This window comes from Gilliamella sp. wkB7, assembly GCF_001693435.1.
Taxonomy (GTDB): domain Bacteria; phylum Pseudomonadota; class Gammaproteobacteria; order Enterobacterales; family Orbaceae; genus Gilliamella; species Gilliamella apicola_N.
This window is the reverse complement of sequence record NZ_CM004509.1, coordinates 104,148-125,425: the sequence shown is the minus strand read 5'-3', so window position 1 is coordinate 125,425 and position 21,278 is coordinate 104,148. Positions and strand designations below refer to the sequence as shown.

20 protein-coding genes are annotated in these 21,278 nt (G+C 35.3%); all 20 read left to right on the top strand.

Annotated features, from left to right (window positions below; all coding sequences use genetic code 11):
* The first annotated feature begins 7 nt into the window (after positions 1 to 7).
* A complete protein-coding gene (locus tag A9G17_RS00560; protein WP_065737024.1) occupies positions 8 to 613 on the top strand; it encodes a tail fiber assembly protein in 606 nt (201 codons plus the stop codon).
* 284 nt (positions 614 to 897) lie between these two features.
* The gene (locus A9G17_RS13000) at positions 898 to 1,032 is read left to right on the top strand and encodes a phage tail protein (protein ID WP_172397894.1); all 135 of its coding nucleotides are present in this window, start codon (positions 898 to 900) and stop codon (positions 1,030 to 1,032) included.
* A 10-nt stretch (positions 1,033 to 1,042) separates the two neighbouring features.
* Entirely contained in the window at positions 1,043 to 2,485 is a 1,443-nt protein-coding gene (locus tag A9G17_RS13205; protein ID WP_065737023.1) for a phage tail protein, read from the top strand.
* A 14-nt stretch (positions 2,486 to 2,499) separates the two neighbouring features.
* Positions 2,500 to 3,105 carry a tail fiber assembly protein gene (locus tag A9G17_RS00550; RefSeq protein ID WP_065737022.1) on the top strand — a complete coding sequence of 202 codons (606 nt, stop codon included), beginning with the start codon at positions 2,500 to 2,502 and terminating at the stop codon, positions 3,103 to 3,105.
* 285 nt (positions 3,106 to 3,390) lie between these two features.
* Complete coding sequence (locus A9G17_RS12745) at positions 3,391 to 3,513, top strand: phage tail-collar fiber domain-containing protein (RefSeq protein WP_081301611.1); 123 nt, start codon at positions 3,391 to 3,393, stop codon at positions 3,511 to 3,513.
* A gap of 22 nt (positions 3,514 to 3,535) precedes the next feature.
* Entirely contained in the window at positions 3,536 to 4,975 is a 1,440-nt protein-coding gene (locus A9G17_RS00545) for a phage tail protein (RefSeq protein WP_065737021.1), read from the top strand.
* 340 nt (positions 4,976 to 5,315) lie between these two features.
* Positions 5,316 to 6,551, top strand: coding sequence for a phage tail protein (locus A9G17_RS00540; RefSeq protein WP_065737018.1), 1,236 nt, complete (start codon positions 5,316 to 5,318; stop codon positions 6,549 to 6,551).
* Positions 6,552 to 6,565: 14 nt separating this feature from the next.
* Positions 6,566 to 6,727 carry a hypothetical protein gene (locus tag A9G17_RS12995; protein ID WP_176714233.1) on the top strand — a complete coding sequence of 54 codons (162 nt, stop codon included), beginning with the start codon at positions 6,566 to 6,568 and terminating at the stop codon, positions 6,725 to 6,727.
* Positions 6,728 to 6,739: 12 nt separating this feature from the next.
* Positions 6,740 to 6,820, top strand: a complete 81-nt coding sequence (locus A9G17_RS13340) for a tail fiber assembly protein (protein ID WP_081301610.1) — start codon at positions 6,740 to 6,742, stop codon at positions 6,818 to 6,820.
* Between the two features lie 283 nt (positions 6,821 to 7,103).
* Positions 7,104 to 9,350 carry a phage tail-collar fiber domain-containing protein gene (locus tag A9G17_RS00535; RefSeq protein ID WP_065737020.1) on the top strand — a complete coding sequence of 749 codons (2,247 nt, stop codon included), beginning with the start codon at positions 7,104 to 7,106 and terminating at the stop codon, positions 9,348 to 9,350.
* Positions 9,351 to 9,538: 188 nt separating this feature from the next.
* Positions 9,539 to 9,619: a tail fiber assembly protein gene (locus tag A9G17_RS13335; RefSeq protein WP_081301610.1), complete on the top strand. Its 81-nt coding sequence runs from the start codon at positions 9,539 to 9,541 to the stop codon at positions 9,617 to 9,619.
* A 283-nt stretch (positions 9,620 to 9,902) separates the two neighbouring features.
* Complete coding sequence (locus tag A9G17_RS00530) at positions 9,903 to 11,831, top strand: phage tail-collar fiber domain-containing protein (RefSeq protein WP_065737019.1); 1,929 nt, start codon at positions 9,903 to 9,905, stop codon at positions 11,829 to 11,831.
* Positions 11,832 to 11,882: 51 nt separating this feature from the next.
* Entirely contained in the window at positions 11,883 to 11,963 is an 81-nt protein-coding gene (locus A9G17_RS13330; protein WP_141677598.1) for a tail fiber assembly protein, read from the top strand.
* Between the two features lie 282 nt (positions 11,964 to 12,245).
* A complete protein-coding gene (locus A9G17_RS00525) occupies positions 12,246 to 13,481 on the top strand; it encodes a phage tail protein (protein WP_065737018.1) in 1,236 nt (411 codons plus the stop codon).
* Positions 13,482 to 13,495: 14 nt separating this feature from the next.
* Positions 13,496 to 14,101 carry a tail fiber assembly protein gene (locus tag A9G17_RS00520; RefSeq protein ID WP_065737017.1) on the top strand — a complete coding sequence of 202 codons (606 nt, stop codon included), beginning with the start codon at positions 13,496 to 13,498 and terminating at the stop codon, positions 14,099 to 14,101.
* Positions 14,102 to 14,385: 284 nt separating this feature from the next.
* Positions 14,386 to 16,599, top strand: a complete 2,214-nt coding sequence (locus tag A9G17_RS00515; RefSeq protein WP_065737016.1) for a phage tail-collar fiber domain-containing protein — start codon at positions 14,386 to 14,388, stop codon at positions 16,597 to 16,599.
* A 14-nt stretch (positions 16,600 to 16,613) separates the two neighbouring features.
* On the top strand, positions 16,614 to 17,219 hold the full coding sequence (locus A9G17_RS00510) for a tail fiber assembly protein (RefSeq protein WP_065737013.1): 606 nt from the start codon (positions 16,614 to 16,616) through the stop codon (positions 17,217 to 17,219).
* Positions 17,220 to 17,503: 284 nt separating this feature from the next.
* Positions 17,504 to 18,466, top strand: a complete 963-nt coding sequence (locus A9G17_RS00505; RefSeq protein WP_065737014.1) for a phage tail-collar fiber domain-containing protein — start codon at positions 17,504 to 17,506, stop codon at positions 18,464 to 18,466.
* A 14-nt stretch (positions 18,467 to 18,480) separates the two neighbouring features.
* The gene (locus tag A9G17_RS00500) at positions 18,481 to 19,086 is read left to right on the top strand and encodes a tail fiber assembly protein (RefSeq protein ID WP_065737013.1); all 606 of its coding nucleotides are present in this window, start codon (positions 18,481 to 18,483) and stop codon (positions 19,084 to 19,086) included.
* Positions 19,087 to 19,369: 283 nt separating this feature from the next.
* Positions 19,370 to 21,265 (top strand): phage tail-collar fiber domain-containing protein, encoded by a 1,896-nt coding sequence (locus A9G17_RS00495; protein WP_065737012.1) that lies wholly within the window; start codon positions 19,370 to 19,372, stop codon positions 21,263 to 21,265.
* Positions 21,266 to 21,278: the final 13 nt, after the last annotated feature.

Sequence of the window (21,278 nt, the reverse complement as noted above, 5' to 3'; positions counted from 1 at the left end):
GATATTGATGAAATACCAATTACAACCAGAATCAGCAGTATTAGATAATAGCGGCTTAACAATTTCAACCGGCTGGGTCGTTGTTTATAATGTTGACGCTAAAGGTGAATTTTTACAAGCCACCTATCAATATTTACCAATTGGTGTTGGCTTACCGGCTAATGCTTATTTAGAAGCACCACAAAGCGTTAAAGAGAATCAGGCAATCATTCATGATGGTCAACAATGGACCTATCCTAAAGATTTACGTGGCACTAAGATTTACTCAATTGAAACGGGGGGAGAAACTATCCTTCAAGAGGTCGGTGAAATTCCTGATGGTTTTACTGAATTAAAACCAACTAGTGAATTTGATAGCTGGGATGGGAAAAAATGGCAGTTTGATAAAAATAAACAACATCAATATGAAGTCAATCAAGCTTCAATCAAGAAAAATCAACTTCTCTCTGAAGCAGCTTCACAACTCAGTTATCTACAAGATGCGGTTGATTCACAAATTGCTAGTGAGCAAGAAACACAATTACTCGTTGAATGGAAAAAATATCGAGTGCTAATAAATCGTATTGATATTGAACTAGCGCCAAATATTGAATGGCCAAACCAACCAAAATAAAGTTAATTAATCAACAAAAACCTTAGTAATTTCACTAAGGTTTTTTTATTTACATCTTATATTTCTAACGATTTGCTATTTTAGCTGTTTGTAATCATTTTTTTTACAACCCCATCCATTAACTAATTTTTTTAGACTATGTCACTATCTTTAGCAATCCATTTTATAAAATGTAAATCTAATGCACTTTATAAGGTATTCATAAACTAGACATTTAAAATAAACACAATCAGCTCATTCGCTCACCCTATTGGCGATTCGAATTTAGTTTATAGAATAAAAATATGAGTCAAAAATTTTATATGTTAATTACCCAACAAGGGGTTGCATTACTAGCCAATGCTACCGTTTTAGGTATTCCACTCAAATTAAATATGAAATCCATTTTGGCACAACTATTCATTCAATCGATACTATGAGGATAACAAAATGAATCAAACATATTATACAGTTTTAACCCAAAAAGGGGTGGCATTATTAGATAATGCAATCTCATTAGGCATTCCACTTAAAATAACTCAAATGGCAGTGGGTGATGGCAACGGTAATATAACTAAACCCGATGCAACCCAAACCAAATTAGTTCATGAAGTTAGACGTGCTGCTATCGACACATTATTCGTCGACAATGAAAACTCTTGTCAAATTATTGCAGAACAAGTCATACCTGAAACTGATGGTGGCTGGTTTATTCATGAAATTGGCTTATTTGATGATGAAAATAATCTGATCGCCGTAGGTAACTACCCTGCTACTTATAAGCCCAACTGCCTTGAAGACAGTAGTCGAACACAAGTGATTAGAATGGTGATCATTGTCGATAACACAGAAGCTATTGAGCTGAAAAACGAAACAACTGAAGTATTTGCCGCGCGGAAATACATTGAACCAAGAGCCGACGCTACTCAAACGACTGCAACTCAAAAATATGTTAATGATACAATTACAGCAAAAATGACTGCTCATGAAAAATCAACCAATCACCCAGATGCCACTACTAGGACCAAAGGTTTTGTGCAACTGAATTCAGAAATTGATTCTAAGCTCGAAACTCAAGCCGCAACGCCATTAGCGGTCAAAAAAGTGTATGATGTGGCAAACGGAGCAGTAAAACGTGCTGGTGACACAATGACAGGTCAATTGACATTATCAAGTAAAGGATTGAAAATAAACAATGCTAACAATGATTCAATGACATTGATGACTTCAAGCGATAGTTATTCACATGTGTTTTATGATGCTAAAACTAAAAGATCGAAAAGCAAATTAGACTACGATTCAACCAAAAACATTTGGCAATTTAAAAATGTAAATGATGTAACTGTTAACGATAAATCAGTTCTAAAAGCAGGTGATTATGGAATCGGTTCAGCAGAAGGTGGTGCCCCATTAAGTAATGCAAACGACATATTGTTAACCGGTTTCTATGGCACAGACACATTTAATCGCCCTGGTCTTCCTGATTTAGGATATGACAATCATTGGTCAACGCTGGCAGTTTATGGTAGTGGAAGCCAATCGGCTGGTCATGTTGAGCAATTATATGTTCCGGCATCCAAAGGACCTAGAATTCTTAGCCGTAATGTATTTCATTTAAAAGATAAAAAGGAATGGATTGAGTCTATCACGGAAGCAAATGTAGATCGTTTTGTACCACCAGTCGGCGTACCACTACCATGGCCTAAATCTAAACCACCTGTAGGATATTTGGAGTGTAATGGAGCTGACATTGATGCGGAAAAATACCCGAAACTAGCTTATGCATATTGGGATAGAAAATTACCAGATTTACGAAATTGGGATAATTCTAGAAATAAAGATCGCCCTGATGGTAAAAATATTACATTTATGTATATAGTTAAAGCTGAATAATCAGGAGAATATTGATGAAATACCAATTACAACCTGAATCAGCAGTATTAGATAATAGCGGTTTAACAATTTCAGCTGGTTGGGCCGTTATTTATAACGTTGACTCAAAAGGTGAATTTTTACAAGCAACCTATCAATATTTACCAATTGGTGTTGGTTTACCGGCTAATGCTTATTTAGAAGCACCACAAAGCGTTAAAGATAATCAGGCAATCATTCATGATGGTCAACAATGGACCTATCCTAAAGATTTACGTGGTACTAAGATTTACTCAATTGAAACGGGGGGAGAAACTATCCTTCAAGAGGTGGGTGAAATTCCTGATGGTTTTACTGAATTAAAACCAACTAGTGAATTTGATAGCTGGGATGGGAAAAAATGGCAGTTTGATAAAAATAAACAACATCAATATGAAGTCAATCAAGCTTCAATCAAGAAAAATCAACTTCTCGCTGAAGCAGCTTCACAACTCAGTTATCTACAAGATGCGGTTGATTCACAAATTGCCAGTGAGCAAGAAACACAATTACTCATTGAATGGAAAAAATATCGAGTGCAGGTAAATCGCATTGATATTGAACAAGCACCTAATATCGAATGGCCAAACCAACCAAAATAAAGTAACGAATAAACAAAAACCTTAGTAAAATTTCACTAAGGTTTTTTTATTCACATCTTATATTTCTAACGTTTTGTTATCTTAGCTGTTTGTAATCATTTTTTTTACAAATCCATCCATTAACTAACTTTTTTAGACTGTGTCATTATCTTTGCCAAGCCATTTTATAAAATGCAAATCTAATGCATTTTATAAGGTATTCGTAAACTAGACATTTAAAATAAACACAATCAGCTCATTCGCTCGCCCTATTGGCGATTAGAATTTAGTTTATAGAATAAAAGTATGAGTCAAAAATTTTACACGTTAATTACCCAACAAGGGGCTGCATTACTAGCCAATGCTACCGCTTTAGGTATTCCACTCAAATTAAATATGAAATCCATTTTGGCACAACTATTCATTTAATCGATACTATGAGGATAAAAAAATGAATCAAACATATTATACAGTTTTAACCCAAAAAGGGATTGCATTATTAGATAATGCAACCTCATTAGGCGTTCCACTTAAAATAACTCAAATGGCAGTGGGTGATGGCAACGGTAATATTACTAAACCTGATGTAACCCAAACCGAATTAGTTCATGAAGTTAGACGTGCAGCTATCGACAAATTATTCGTCGACAATGAAAACCCTTGTCAAATTATTGCAGAACAAGTCATACCTGAAACTGATGGTGGCTGGTTTATTCATGAAATTGGCTTATTTGATGATGAAAATAATCTGATCGCCGTAGGTAACTACCCTGCTACTTATAAGCCCAACTGCCTTGAAGACAGTAGTCGAACACAAGTGATTAGAATGGTGATCATTGTCGATAACACAGAAGCTATTGAGCTGAAAAACGAAACAACTGAAGTATTTGCCGCGCGGAAATACATTGAACCAAGAGCCGACGCTACTCAAACGACTGCAACTCAAAAATATGTTAATGATGCAATTACAGCAAAAATCACTGCTCATGAAAAATCAACCAATCACCCAAATGCCACCACTAGTAACAAAGGTTTTGTGCAATTGAATTCAGAAATTGATTCTAAGCTCGAAACTCAAGCCGCAACGCCATTAGAGGTCAAAAAAGTGTATGATGTGGCAAACGGAGCAGTAAAACGTTCTGGTGACACAATGACAGGTCAATTGACATTATCAAGTAACGGATTGAAAATTAACAATTCTAACAATGATTCAATGACATTGATGACTTCAAGCGATAGTTATTCGCATGTGTTTTATGATGCTAAAACTCAAAGATCGGAAAGCAAATTAGACTACGATTCAACCGAAAACATTTGGCAATTTAAAAATGTAAAAGATGTAACTATTAACGATAAATCAGTTCTAAAAGCTGGTGATTATGGGATTGGTGCAAATTTCGGTGCTCCATTAAGTGATCCAGAAAAACGATTGTTAACCGGTTTCTATGGCATAAGTACCGATAAATTTGCCTCAAATCTCCCAAAGTTCACATATAATAATTGTAGTGCAGCGTTGGCAGTTTATGGTGGGGATGGTTATTACAATGGTCACGTTGAGCAATTATACGTTACTGATTATGAATTACCAAGACTTTTTAGTCGTTGTGGATTTTACACTAGAAAAAGGGCTTGGGTTGAGACCATCACAGAAGCAAATATAGATCGTTTTTTAACGCCAGTCGGCGTCCCACTACCATGGCCTAAATCTAAACCACCTGTAGGATATTTGGAGTGTAATGGAGCTAACATTGATACGGAAAAATACCCGAAACTAGCTTATGCATATTGGGATAATAAATTACCAGATTTACGAAATTGGGATAATTCTAGAAATAAAGATCGCCCTGATGGTAAAGATATTACATTTATGTATATAGTTAAAGCTGAATAACATTCAAGAGATGGAAGAAATTCCTGATGATTTTACAACTTAAAGACTAGCCAAAATAAAGTAACTAGTAAACAAAAACCTTAGTAATTTCACTAAGGTTTTTTTATTCATATTTTTTATTCCAGCGATTTGCTATTTTAGCTGTTTGTAATAATTTTTGTCACAAAATAATTGATTAACAATTTTTTTGTGACTGTGTCACTATCTTTATTAAGCTATTTTATAAAATGCAAATTTAATGCACTTTATAAAGTATTTATAAACTAGACATTTATAACAAACACAATCAGCTCATTCGCTCACCCTATAGGCGATCCGAGTTTTGTTTGTAGGGTAAAATATGAGTCAAAAATTTTATACGTTAATTACTCAACAAGGGGCAGCATTACTAGCCAATGCTACCACTTTAGGTATTCCACTCAAATTAAGTAAGATGGCTGTTGGTGATGCAAATGGTAGTGCGACAACACCAGATGCCAGTCAAACCAAATTAATTCATGAAGTATATAAAGCACCGCTTAATACATTAACCACGGATGAAAAAAATCCTAATCAAATCATCGCTGAATTAGTTATCCCTGAAAACCAGGGGGGGTGGTTTATTAATGAAATTGGTTTATATGATGAAGATGATACTTTAGTCGCTGTCGGTAATTGCCCTACTACCTATAAACCAAAACTATCCGAAGGCAGTGGTCGAACACAAGTCATACGAATGATTTTTGTGGTTGATAATGTTAGTGCGGTTACCCTTAAAATTGATCCATCTATAGTATTAGCCACCCGTCAATATGTGGAAGATTTAATTACCAGCAAAATGGCCAATCATGAACAAACTACTAATCACCCTAGTGCCACCACAAACTCAAAAGGGTTTGTTCAGTTAAATTCAGCCATTGATTCTAATCTTGAAAACCAAGCAGCAACACCTTTGGCAGTTAAACAAGTTAATGAGCGCGTAAACGAAATTACTGATAAATTTCATTGCGACGGACTTGAATCTCGCATCTATTCAGAAGATAAGCGATTTTGCTTGCTTATACGTAACGATGGTTCAATTGTGGGATATGATGTTAATGAAAATAAAATAATATGGCATTTTCAAAGAGAGGGATTCTTAAATGCAAAAATATCAGTGGATAATATTTTTGATTTAGAACACTTTATTAGTAATAAATCGATTCCAGTTGGAACCCCACAACCTTGGCCATGTAAACAACCTCCTGAAGGCTGGCTTGAGTGTAATGGTTCACCTTTCGATAAAGAACAATATCCTAAACTAGGTGCCGTATACCATCGTTGGCTACCAGATTTGCGAGGTGAATTTATAAGAGGTTGGGATCACTGGAAAGGAGCAGATCCAAATCGAGAAATATTAAGCTGGCAAGATTGCATGATTCAAAGTCACAACCATAGTACACTAATTGCAACCTACAATGAGCAAGGTGATGGTAATCCATGGGGTTCTGGTAGTGATAGATATGAAGAAGATTATATTTTTGACACAGCATATACGGGCGGACATGAGACCCGTCCCCGCAATGTTGCATTTATGTATATAGTTAAAGCAGAATAATTAGGAGGATATTGATGAAATACCAATTACAACCAGAATCAGCAGTATTAGATAATGACGGCTTAACAATTTCTGCCGGTTGGACAATTGTTTATAACGTTGATGCCAAAGGTGAATTTCTACAAACAACCTATCAATATTTACCAATTGGTGTTAGTTTACTGGCTAATGCTTAATTATTTGCTGAATTGAAAAACTATCGAGTGCTGGTAAATCGCATTGATATCGAACAAGTGCCAAATATCAAATGGCAAAACCAATCAAAATAAAGTTAATTAATCAACAAAAACCTTAGTAATTTCACTAAGGTTTTTTTATTCATATTTTTTATTTCTAGCGATTTGCTATTTTAGCTGTTTGTAATAATTTTTGTCACAAAATAATTGATTAACAATTTTTTTGTGACTGTGTCACTATCTTTAGCAATCCATTTTATAAAATGTAAATCTAATGCACTTTATAAAGTATTCATAAACTAGACATTTATAACAAACACAATCAGCTCATTCGCTCACCTTATAGGCGATCCGAGTTTTGTTTGTAGGGTAAAATATGAGTCAAAAATTTTATACGTTAATTACTCAACAAGGGGCAGCATTACTAGCCAATGCTACCACTTTAGGTATTCCACTCAAATTAAGTAAGATGGCTGTTGGTGATGCAAATGGTAGTGCGACAACACCAGATGCCAGTCAAACCAAATTAATTCATGAAGTATATAAAGCACCGCTTAATACATTAACCACGGATGAAAAAAATCCTAATCAAATCATCGCTGAATTAGTTATCCCTGAAAACCAGGGGGGGTGGTTTATTAATGAAATTGGTTTATATGATGAAGATGATACTTTAGTCGCTGTCGGTAATTGCCCTACTACCTATAAACCAAAACTATCCGAAGGCAGTGGTCGAACACAAGTCATACGAATGATTATTGTGGTTGATAATGTTAATGCGGTTACCCTTAAATTTGATCCATCTGTAGTATTAGCTACCCGTCAATATGTGGAAAATTTGATCACCAGCAAAATGGCCAATCATGAACAAACTACTAATCACCCTAGTGCCACTACAAACTCAAAAGGATTTGTTCAGTTAAATTCAGCCATTGATTCTAATCTCGAAAACCAAGCGGCAACACCATTGGCCGTAAAGAAAGCATACAATCTGGCAATTGACGCAGCAAAAAAAGCATACAATCTGGCTACTGATGCAATAAAAAAAGCTAATGATTTAATATCTGCTCATGAAAAATCAACTAATCACCCCAATGCTACTACAAACTCAAAAGGGTTTGTTCAGTTAAATTCAGCCATTGATTCTAACCTCGAAAACCAAGCGGCAACACCATTAGCCGTAAAGAAAGCATACAATCTGGTTACTGACGCAATAAAAAAAACAAATGATTTAATATCTGCTCATGAAAAATCAACTAATCACCCCAATGCTACTACAAACTCAAAAGGGTTTGTTCAGTTAAATTCAGCCATTGATTCTAACCTCGAAAACCAAGCGGCAACACCATTAGCCGTAAAGAAAGCATACAATCTGGTTACTGACGCAATAAAAAAAACAAATGATTTAATATCTGCTCATGAAAAATCAACCAATCACCCCAATGCCACTACTAAATCTAAAGGTTTTGTGCAATTAAATTCTTCAATCGATTCAACTATTGAAAATCAAGCAGCAACACCATTAGCTATTAGAAAAGTGTATGATGTGGCAAATGGAGCAATAAAACGTTCTGGTGACACGATGACGGGACAATTGATATTATCATCTGATGTAGGAATAAAACACAAATATAATGACAGTGAAGATTTGATGGTATTGAAGACATTTGACGATAATTATACACATCATTTTTATAATGCAAAAACAAATCAATGGCAAAACAAATTAATTTATAATTCAACAACAAATTCGTGGTGTTTTGAATATATTAATGACGTTATGATTAATGGCAAATCAGTATTAAAAGCAGGAGATGCTTATCAAAACTACGGTTTATTAAATAATACTGATTTAAATACACTCACGGGCACAAAATTCGGGTTTTATGGTCAAATTACAGATGCTAATGCAACTTCTAGCTCAAATTACCCTATCCAATTGGCTGGAAATTTAGCTGTATACCAAAATTATGCGGATATAGGAGTAGAAGGCTGCACGCAGGTATATTATACATATAGTAACAGTAGAATATTTATTAGAAATTATTTTTCACGCACAAAAACATGGACTAAATGGACTGAAAAAATCACAACAGCAAATATCAACAATTATCTACCTATCGGTATTCCTCAACCATGGCCATGTAATCAACCTCCTGAAGGTTGGCTTGAATGTAATGGTTCTGGTTTTAATAAAAATCAATTTCCTAAACTGGGTGCTGCATACCCCCAAGGTTTTCTGCCAGATTTACGAGGTGAATTTATTCGGGGTTGGGATAATGCTAGAGGAGTTGATAAAGAACGAGGGATCTTGAAGTGGCAAGCTCCCCAAATTTCAGCGCATAAACATGTTGGAGGATGGGGTGAAAATCGTAGTGATTATAATAGTTCTCAAATGCAAAGATCTGCACCATTTGGATGTACTGGCAACACAGGCTATTGGGCTGGTGCAAAAGGTAGTGATTTTGATAATGGATTTTTCTATACAAACGACGCTACCAATGGCAGTATAAATGTTTCTGCAGGAACTACTTCATGGCATGATTTAAATCCCAATGGATTAGTTGGTAATGAAACTCGCCCCAGAAATATCGCATTTATGTATATAGTTAAAGCAGAATAATTAGGAGAAAAATAATGAAATATCAATTACAACCAGAATCAGCAGTATTAGATAATAAAGGCTTAACAATTTGAGCTGACTGGGCAATTGTTTATAACATTGACATTAAAGGTGAATTTCTACAAACAACCTACCAATATTTACCAATTGGTGTTAGTTTACTGGCTAATGCTTAATTATTTGCTGAATTGAAAAACTATCGAGTGCTGGTAAATCGCATTGATATCGAACAAGTGCCAAATATCAAATGGCAAAACCAATCAAAATAAAGTTAATTAATCAACAAAAACCTTAGTAATTTCACTAAGGTTTTTTTATTCATATTTTTTATTTCTAGCGATTTGCTATTTTAGCTGTTTGTAATCATTTTTTTTACAACCCCATCCATTAACTAATTTTTTTAGACTATGTCACTATCTTTAGCAATCCATTTTATAAAATGTAAATCTAATGCACTTTATAAAGTATTCATAAACTAGACATTTATAACAAACACAATCAGCTCATTCGCTCACCTTATAGGCGATCCGAGTTTTGTTTGTAGGGTAAAATATGAGTCAAAAATTTTATACGTTAATTACTCAACAAGGGGCAGCATTACTAGCCAATGCTACCACTTTAGGTATTCCACTCAAATTAAGTAAGATGGCTGTTGGTGATGCAAATGGTAGTGCGACAACACCAGATGCCAGTCAAACCAAATTAATTCATGAAGTATATAAAGCACCGCTTAATACATTAACCACGGATGAAAAAAATCCTAATCAAATCATCGCTGAATTAGTTATCCCTGAAAACCAGGGGGGGTGGTTTATTAATGAAATTGGTTTATATGATGAAGATGATACTTTAGTCGCTGTCGGTAATTGCCCTACTACCTATAAACCAAAACTATCCGAAGGCAGTGGTCGAACACAAGTCATACGAATGATTATTGTGGTTGATAATGTTAATGCGGTTACCCTTAAATTTGATCCATCTGTAGTATTAGCTACCCGTCAATATGTGGAAAATTTGATCACCAGCAAAATGGCCAATCATGAACAAACTACTAATCACCCTAGTGCCACTACAAACTCAAAAGGATTTGTTCAGTTAAATTCAGCCATTGATTCTAATCTCGAAAACCAAGCGGCAACACCATTGGCCGTAAAGAAAGCATACAATCTGGCAATTGACGCAGCAAAAAAAGCATACAATCTGGCTACTGACGCAATAAAAAAAGCTAATGATTTAATATCTGCTCATGAAAAATCAACCAATCACCCCAATGCTACTACAAACTCAAAAGGGTTTGTTCAGTTAAATTCAGCCATTGATTCTAATCTCGAAAACCAAGCAGCAACACCATTGGCCGTAAAGAAAGCATACAATCTGGCAGTTGACGCAGCAAAAAAAGCTAATGATTTAATATCTGCTCATGAAAAATCAACCAATCACCCCAATGCTACCACAAACTCAAAAGGGTTTGTTCAGTTAAATTCAGCCATTGATTCTAACCTCGAAAACCAAGCGGCAACACCATTAGCCGTAAAGAAAGCATACAATCTGGTTACTGACGCAATAAAAAAAACAAATGATTTAATATCTGCTCATGAAAAATCAACCAATCACCCCAATGCCACTACTAAATCTAAAGGTTTTGTGCAATTAAATTCTTCAATCGATTCAACTATTGAAAATCAAGCAGCAACACCCAAAGCGGTTCGTGATACTTATGAGTACGCAAGAGTAGTCGATAATAAAGCAATAACTGCTCATGAGCATGCCAATAACGCTCATAATAGAATTAGTGAGACCAACAATGCATTATCAAATATAACAGATAGATTAAAATATTTAAATGACCGCTCTCAACTCTCTACAGCTAACAAACGTTATGTTTTTGTTATCCAAGACGATGCTGCTGCAGGTGTATTTGATGTTGTTAATGACAAATTTGTCTGGAGTTTCAATAATGATGGTTTGTGTGCCGGCTATGTTGATTCATCACGAGTTGGGGGATTAGATCAATTTGTTAAAGATAGAACGACACCGGTGGGAGTGCCGATGCCATGGCCACAAGTTCATCCACCTACTGGATATTTTGAATGCAATGGAGCTGAATTTGATAAAAACCAATTTCAAAAACTAGCTGCTGCATATCCATCTGGAAAATTACCAGACTTACGAGGTGAATTTATTAGAGGTTGGGATAATACGAGGGGATCTGATCCATCTCGAATGATTTTAAGTTGGCAACAAGATACAATTCGAAACATTTATGGTAATGTGTGGCCAATTTCAGAAACATTTGGTCATCATGGCGGTACAGGTGATGGAGCATTTAGAGCGTTTAGCAAAATGGCTAAAGGAACGCCGACTAGCACTGATGAAGGGGGCGCTGGTGGATTTAGTTTTGATGCATCACGTGTTGTACCTGTTGCTCATGAAAATCGACCACGTAATGTCGCATTTATGTATATAGTTAAAGCAGAATAATAAAGAAAAGACAAAGTTAGTTTACTGGCTAATGCTTAATTATTTGCTGAATTGAAAAACTATCGAGTCCTGGTAAATCGCATTAATATCGAACAAGTGCCAAATATCAAATGGCAAAACCAATCAAAATAAAGTAACTAGTAAACAAAAACCTTAGTAATTTCACTAAGGTTTTTTTATTCATATTTTTTATTTCTAGCGATTTGCTATTTTAGCTGTTTGTAATAATTTTTGTCACAAAACAATTGATTAACAATTTTTTTGTGACTGTGTCACTATCTTTATTAAGCTATTTTATAAAATGCAAATTTAATGCACTTTATAAAGTATTTATAAACTAGACATTTATAACAAACACAATCAGCTCATTCGCTCACCCTATAGGCGATCCGAGTTTTGTTTGTAGGGTAAAATATGAGTCAAAAATTTTATACGTTAATTACTCAACAAGGGGCAGCATTACTAGCCAATGCTACCACTTTAGGTATTCCACTCAAATTAAGTAAGATGGCTGTTGGTGATGCAAATGGTAGTGCGACAACACCAGATGCCAGTCAAACCAAATTAATTCATGAAGTATATAAAGCACCGCTTAATACATTAACCACGGATGAAAAAAATCCTAATCAAATCATCGCTGAATTAGTTATCCCTGAAAACCAGGGGGGGTGGTTTATTAATGAAATTGGTTTATATGATGAAGATGATACTTTAGTCGCTGTCGGTAATTGCCCTACTACCTATAAACCAAAACTATCCGAAGGCAGTGGTCGAACACAAGTCATACGAATGATTTTTGTGGTTGATAATGTTAGTGCGGTTACCCTTAAAATTGATCCATCTATAGTATTAGCCACCCGTCAATATGTGGAAGATTTAATTACCAGCAAAATGGCCAATCATGAACAAACTACTAATCACCCTAGTGCCACCACAAACTCAAAAGGGTTTGTTCAGTTAAATTCAGCCATTGATTCTAATCTTGAAAACCAAGCAGCAACACCTTTGGCAGTTAAACAAGTTAATGAGCGCGTAAACGAAATTACTGATAAATTTCATTGCGACGGACTTGAATCTCGCATCTATTCAGAAGATAAGCGATTTTGCTTGCTTATACGTAACGATGGTTCAATTGTGGGATATGATGTTAATGAAAATAAAATAATATGGCATTTTCAAAGAGAGGGATTCTTAAATGCAAAAATATCAGTGGATAATATTTTTGATTTAGAACACTTTATTAGTAATAAATCGATTCCAGTTGGAACCCCACAACCTTGGCCATGTAAACAACCTCCTGAAGGCTGGCTTGAGTGTAATGGTTCACCTTTCGATAAAGAACAATATCCTAAACTAGGTGCCGTATACCATCGTTGGCTACCAGATTTGCGAGGTGAATTTATAAGAGGTTGGGATCACTGGAAAGGAGCAGATCCAAATCGAGAAATATTAAGCTGGCAAGATTGCATGATTCAAAGTCACAACCATAGTACACTAATTGCAACCTACAATGAGCAAGGTGATGGTAATCCATGGGGTTCTGGTAGTGATAGATATGAAGAAGATTATATTTTTGACACAGCATATACGGGCGGACATGAGACCCGTCCCCGCAATGTCGCATTTATGTATATAGTTAAAGCAGAATAATTAGGAGAAAAATAATGAAATATCAATTACAACCAGAATCAGCAGTATTAGATAATGACGGCTTAACAATTTCTGCCGGTTGGACAATTGTTTATAACGTTGATGCCAAAGGTGAATTTATACAAACAACCTATCAATATTTACCAATTGGTGTTGGCTTACCAGCTAATGCTTATTTAGAAGCACCAAAAAGTGTTAAAGATAATCAGGCAATCATTCATGATGGCCAACAATGGACCTATCCTAAAGATTTGCGTGGCACTAAAATTTACTCAATTGAAACAGGTGCAGAAACTACCCTTCAAGAGGTAGGTGAAATTCCTGATGGTTATACTGATTTAAAACCAGCCAGTGAATTTGATAGCTGGGATGGAAAAAAATGGCAATTTGATAAAAATAAACAGCATCAATATGAAATCAATCAAGCTTCAACCAAGAAAAATCAACTTCTCGCTGAAGCAACAACGCAAATCAGTTATTTACAAGATGCTGTTGATTCACAAATTGCCAGTGAGCAAGAATCACATTTATTAAGTGAATGGAAGAAATATCGAGTGTTAGTAAATCGCATTGATATCGAACAAGTGCCTAATATCGAATGGCCAAACCAACCAAAATAAAGTTAATTAATCAACAAAAACCTTAGTAATTTCACTAAGGTTTTTTTATTTACATCTTATATTTCTAGCGATTAGTTATTTTAGCTGTTTGTAATCATTTTTTTTACAACACCATCTATTAACTAATTTTTTTAGACTATGTCACTATCTTTAGCAATCCATTTTATAAAATGTAAATCTAATGCACTTTATAAAGTATTCATAAACTAGACATTTAAAACAAACACAATCAGCTCATTCGATCGCCCTATAGGCGATTCGAATTTTTTTATAGGAATGAAAATATGAGTCAAAAGTTTTATACGTTAATTACTCAACAAGGGGCAGCATTACTAGCCAATGCTACCACTTTAGGTATTCCACTTAAATTATGTAAGATGGCTGTTGGTGATGCAAATGGTAGTGCGACAACACCAGATGCCAGTCAAACCAAATTAATTCATGAAGTATATAATGCACCACTTAATTCATTAACCACGGATGAAAAAAATCCTAATCAAATCATCGCTGAATTAGTTATCCCTGAAAATCAGGGGGGGTGGTTTATTAATGAAATCGGTTTATATGATGAAGATGATACTTTAGTCGCTGTCGGTAATTGTCCTGCTACCTATAAACCAAAACTATCCGAAGGCAGTGGTCGAACACAAGTCATACGAATGATTATTGTGGTTGATAATGTTAATGCGGTTACCCTTAAATTTGATCCATCTGTAGTATTAGCTACCCGTCAATATGTGGAAAATTTGATCACCAGCAAAATGGCCAATCATGAACAAACTATTAATCACCCTAGTGCCACTACAAACTCAAAAGGGTTTGTTCAGTTAAATTCAGCCATTGATTCTAACCTCGAAAACCAAGCAGCAACACCATTGGCCGTAAAGAAAGCATACAATCTGGCTACTGATGCAATAAAAAAAGCTAATGATTTAATATCTGCTCATGAAAAATCAACCAACCACCCCAATGCTACTACAAACTCAAAAGGGTTTGTTCAGTTAAATTCAGCCATTGATTCTAACCTCGAAAACCAAGCGGCAACACCATTAGCCGTAAAGAAAGCATACAATCTGGTTACTGACGCAATAAAAAAAACAAATGATTTAATATCTGCTCATGAAAAATCAACTAATCACCCCAATGCTACTACAAACTCAAAAGGGTTTGTTCAGTTAAATTCAGCCATTGATTCTAACCTCGAAAACCAAGCGGCAACACCATTAGCCGTAAAGAAAGCATACAATCTGGTTACTGACGCAATAAAAAAAACAAATGATTTAATATCTGCTCATGAAAAATCAACCAATCACCCCAATGCCACTACTAAATCTAAAGGTTTTGTGCAATTAAATTCTTCAATCGATTCAACTATTGAAAATCAAGCAGCAACACCATTAGCTATTAGAAAAGTGTATGATGTGGCAAATGGAGCAATAAAACGTTCTGGTGACACGATGACGGGACAATTGATATTATCATCTGATGTAGGAATAAAACACAAATATAATGACAGTGAAGATTTGATGGTATTGAAGACATTTGACGATAATTATACACATCATTTTTATAATGCAAAAACAAATCAATGGCAAAACAAATTAATTTATAATTCAACAACAAATTCGTGGTGTTTTGAATATATTAATGACGTTATGATTAATGGCAAATCAGTATTAAAAGCAGGAGATGCTTATCAAAACTACGGTTTATTAAATAATACTGATTTAAATACACTCACGGGCACAAAATTCGGGTTTTATGGTCAAATTACAGATGCTAATGCAACTTCTAGCTCAAATTACCCTATCCAATTGGCTGGAAATTTAGCTGTATACCAAAATTATGCGGATATAGGAGTAGAAGGCTGCACGCAGGTATATTATACATATAGTAACAGTAGAATATTTATTAGAAATTATTTTTCACGCACAAAAACATGGACTAAATGGACTGAAAAAATCACAACAGCAAATATCAACAATTATCTACCTATCGGTATTCCTCAACCATGGCCATGTAATCAACCTCCTGAAGGTTGGCTTGAATGTAATGGTTCTGGTTTTAATAAAAATCAATTTCCTAAACTGGGTGCTGCATACCCCCAAGGTTTTCTGCCAGATTTACGAGGTGAATTTATTCGGGGTTGGGATAATGCTAGAGGAGTTGATAAAGAACGAGGGATCTTGAAGTGGCAAGCTCCCCAAATTTCAGCGCATAAACATGTTAGCGCATTGGGTGAAAATCGTAGTGATCTTAATAGTTCTCAAATGCAAAGATCTGCACCATTTGGATCTACAGGCATTAAAGGCTGTTGGTATGGCGGAGCAAGTAGTGATTATGATAATTCACTTTTCTATACGAACAATGGTACCAATGGTAGCATAAATATCCCTGCTGGTACTACTTCATGGAATGATCTAAACCTTCCTGGATTAGTCGGTGATGAAACTCGCCCCAGAAATATCGCATTTATGTATATAGTTAAAGCAGAATGATTAGGAGAAAAATAATGAAATATCAATTACAACCAGAATCAGCAGTATTAGATAATGACGGCTTAACAATTTCTGCCGGTTGGACAATTGTTTATAACGTTGATGCCAAAGGTGAATTTATACAAACAACCTATCAATATTTACCAATTGGTGTTGGCTTACCAGCTAATGCTTATTTAGAAGCACCAAAAAGTGTTAAAGATAATCAGGCAATCATTCATGATGGCCAACAATGGACCTATCCTAAAGATTTGCGTGGCACTAAAATTTACTCAATTGAAACAGGTGCAGAAACTACCCTTCAAGAGGTAGGTGAAATTCCTGATGGTTATACTGATTTAAAACCAGCCAGTGAATTTGATAGCTGGGATGGAAAAAAATGGCAATTTGATAAAAATAAACAGCATCAATATGAAATCAATCAAGCTTCAACCAAGAAAAATCAACTTCTCGCTGAAGCAACAACGCAAATCAGTTATTTACAAGATGCTGTTGATTCACAAATTGCCAGTGAGCAAGAATCACATTTATTAAGTGAATGGAAGAAATATCGAGTGTTAGTAAATCGCATTGATATCGAACAAGCGCCTAATATCGAATGGCCAAACCAACCAAAATAAAGTTAATTAATCAACAAAAACCTTAGTAATTTCACTAAGGTTTTTTTATTTACATCTTATATTTCTAGCGATTAGTTATTTTAGCTGTTTGTAATCATTTTTTTTACAACACCATCTATTAACTAATTTTTTTAGACTATGTCACTATCTTTAGAAATCCATTTTATAAAATGTAAATCTAATGCACTTTATAAAGTATTCATAAACTAGACATTTAAAACAAACACAATCAGCTCATTCGATCGCCCTATAGGCGATTCGAATTTTTTTATAGGAATGAAAATATGAGTCAAAAGTTTTATACGTTAATTACTCAACAAGGGGCAGCATTACTAGCCAATGCTACCGCTTTAGGTATTCCACTTAAATTATGTAAGATGGCTGTTGGTGATGCAAATGGTAGTGCGACGACACCAGATGCCAGTCAAACCAAATTAATTCATGAAGTATATAAAGCACCGCTTAATTCATTAACCACGGATGAAAAAAATCCTAATCAAATCATCGCTGAATTAGTTATCCCTGAAAATCAGGGTGGTTGGTTTATTAATGAAATCGGTTTATATGATGAAGATGATACTTTAGTCGCTGTCGGTAATTGCCCTACTACCTATAAACCAAAACTATCTGAAGGCAGTGGTCGAACACAAGTCGTACGAATGATTTTTATGATTGGTAATGGTAATGATCTTTCTCTTAAAATTGATCCATCTGTAGTATTAGCTACCCGTCAATATGTGGAAGAATTAATCACCACTAAAATAGAGGTATTAGAGCAATTCGTTAAAGATAAAATTACACCGGTGGGAGTGCCGATGCCATGGCCACAAATTCATCCACCTACTGGATATTTTGAATGCAATGGAGCTGAATTTGATAAAAACCAATTTCAAAAATTAGCTACTGCATATCCATCTGGAAAATTACCAGATTTGCGAGGCGAATTTATTCGGGGTTGGGATAATGCTAGAGGCGTTGATCCAAATCGAATGATTTTAGATTGGCAGCAAGATGCTATTAGAGATATATGGGGCCGCTTATCTGTCGTTGGTCGAAGTGCGGGTCAAGGACCAATTGAAGCAGAAGGAGTTTTTAGTTCTGATTCTCGATGGAGTGCTGCAGTGAGAACAGGCAGTGCTGATGATTGGGGGAGAGTTTATTCCTTCAATGCATCACGTGTTGTACCAGTTGCCAATGAAAACCGTCCCCGCAATGTCGCATTTATGTATATAGTTAAAGCAGAATAATTAGGAGAAAAATAATGAAATATCAATTACAACCAGAATCAGCAGTATTAGATAATGACGGCTTAACAATTTCTGCCGGTTGGACAATTGTTTATAACGTTGATGCCAAAGGTGAATTTATACAAACAACCTATCAATATTTACCAATTGGTGTTGGCTTACCAGCTAATGCTTATTTAGAAGCACCAAAAAGTGTTAAAGATAATCAGGCAATCATTCATGATGGCCAACAATGGACCTATCCTAAAGATTTGCGTGGCACTAAAATTTACTCAATTGAAACAGGTGCAGAAACTACCCTTCAAGAGGTAGGTGAAATTCCTGATGGTTATACTGATTTAAAACCAGCCAGTGAATTTGATAGCTGGGATGGAAAAAAATGGCAATTTGATAAAAATAAACAGCATCAATATGAAATCAATCAAGCTTCAACCAAGAAAAATCAACTTCTCGCTGAAGCAACAACGCAAATCAGTTATTTACAAGATGCTGTTGATTCACAAATTGCCAGTGAGCAAGAATCACATTTATTAAGTGAATGGAAGAAATATCGAGTGTTAGTAAATCGCATTGATATCGAACAAGCGCCTAATATCGAATGGCCAAACCAACCAAAATAAAGTTAATTAATCAACAAAAACCTTAGTAATTTCACTAAGGTTTTTTTATTTACATCTTATATTTCTAGCAATTTGCTATTTTAGCTGTTTGTAATCATTTTTTTTACAACACCATCTATTAACTAATTTTTTTAGACTATGTCACTATCTTTAGCAATCCATTTTATAAAATGTAAATCTAATGCACTTTATAAAGTATTTATAAACTAGATATTTAAAACAAACACAATCAGCTCATTCGATCGCCCTATAGGCGATTCAAATTTTTTATAGGAATGAAAATATGAGTCAAAAGTTTTATACGTTAATTACTCAACAAGGGGCAGCATTACTAGCCAATGCTACCGCTTTAGGTATTCCACTTAAATTATGTAAGATGGCTGTTGGTGATGCAAATGGTAGTGCGACAACACCAGATGCCAGTCAAACCAAATTAATTCATGAAGTATATAAAGCACCACTTAATTCATTAACCACGGATGAAAAAAATCCTAATCAAATCATCGCTGAATTAGTTATCCCTGAAAATCAGGGTGGTTGGTTTATTAATGAAATCGGTTTATATGATGAAGATGATACTTTAGTCGCTGTCGGTAATTGCCCTATTACCTATAAACCAAAACTATCCGAAGGCAGTGGTCGAACACAAGTCATACGAATGATTATTGTGGTTGATAATGTTAATGCGGTTACCCTTAAAATTGATCCATCTATAGTATTAGCCACCCGTCAATATGTGGAAAATTTGATCACCAGCAAAATGGCCAATCATGAACAAACTACTAATCACCCTAATGCCACCACAAACTCAAAAGGGTTTGTTCAGTTAAATTCAGCCATTGATTCTAATCTCGAAAACCAAGCGGCAACACCATTGGCCGTAAAGAAAGCATACAATCTGGCTACTGACGCAATAAAAAAAGCTAATGATTTAATATCTGCTCATGAAAAATCAACCAACCACCCCAATGCTACCACAAACTCAAAAGGGTTTGTTCAGTTAAATTCAGCCATTGATTCTAACCTCGAAAACCAAGCAGCAACACCATTGGCCGTAAAGAAAGCATACAATCTGGCTACTGACGCAATAAAAAAAACAAATGATTTAATATCTGCTCATGAAAAATCAACTAATCACCCCAATGCTACCACAAACTCAAAAGGGTTTGTTCAGTTAAATTCAGCCATTGATTCTAACCTCGAAAACCAAGCGGCAACACCATTAGCCGTAAAGAAAGCATACAATCTGGCAGTTGACGCAGCAAAAAAAGCTAATGATTTAATATCTGCTCATGAAAAATCAACCAATCACCCCAATGCTACTACAAACTCAAAAGGGTTTGTTCAATTAAATTCAGCTACTAATTCAACAATTGAAAATCAAGCAGCAACACCCAAAGCGGTTCGTGATACTTATGAGTACGCAAGAGTAGTCGATAATAAAGCAATAACTGCTCATGAGCATGCCAATAACGCTCATAATAGAATTAGTGAGACCAACAATGCATTATCAAATATAACAGATAGATTAAAATATTTAAATGACCGCTCTCAACTCTCTACAGCTAACAAACGTTATGTTTTTGTTATCCAAGACGATGCTGCTGCAGGTGTATTTGATGTTGTTAATGACAATTTTGTCTGGAGTTTCAATAATGATGGTTTGTGTGCCGGCTATGTTGATTCATCACGAGTTGGGGGATTAGATCAATTTGTTAAAGATAGAACGACACCAGTGGGAGTGCCGATGCCATGGCCACAAGTTCATCCACCTACTGGATATTTTGAATGCAATGGAGCTGAATTTGATAAAAACCAATTTCAAAAACTAGCTGCTGCATATCCATCTGGAAAATTACCAGATTTGCGAGGCGAATTTATTCGGGGTTGGGATAATGTTAGAGGAGTTGATCCAAATCGAATGATTTTAGACTGGCAGCAAGATGCTATTAGAGATATATGGGGACGGGTATCTGTCGTCGGTCGAGGTGCTGGTTATGGACCAGTTCAGGCAGAAGGAGCTTTTGCAATTGATTCTCGATGGAGTGCTGAAGTGAAAGCCGGCAACGCAGATGAATGGGGACGACTGTATTCCTTTAATGCATCACGTGTTGTACCAGTTGCCAATGAAAACCGTCCCCGCAATGTCGCATTTATGTATATAGTTAAAGCAGAATAATTAGGAGAAAAAT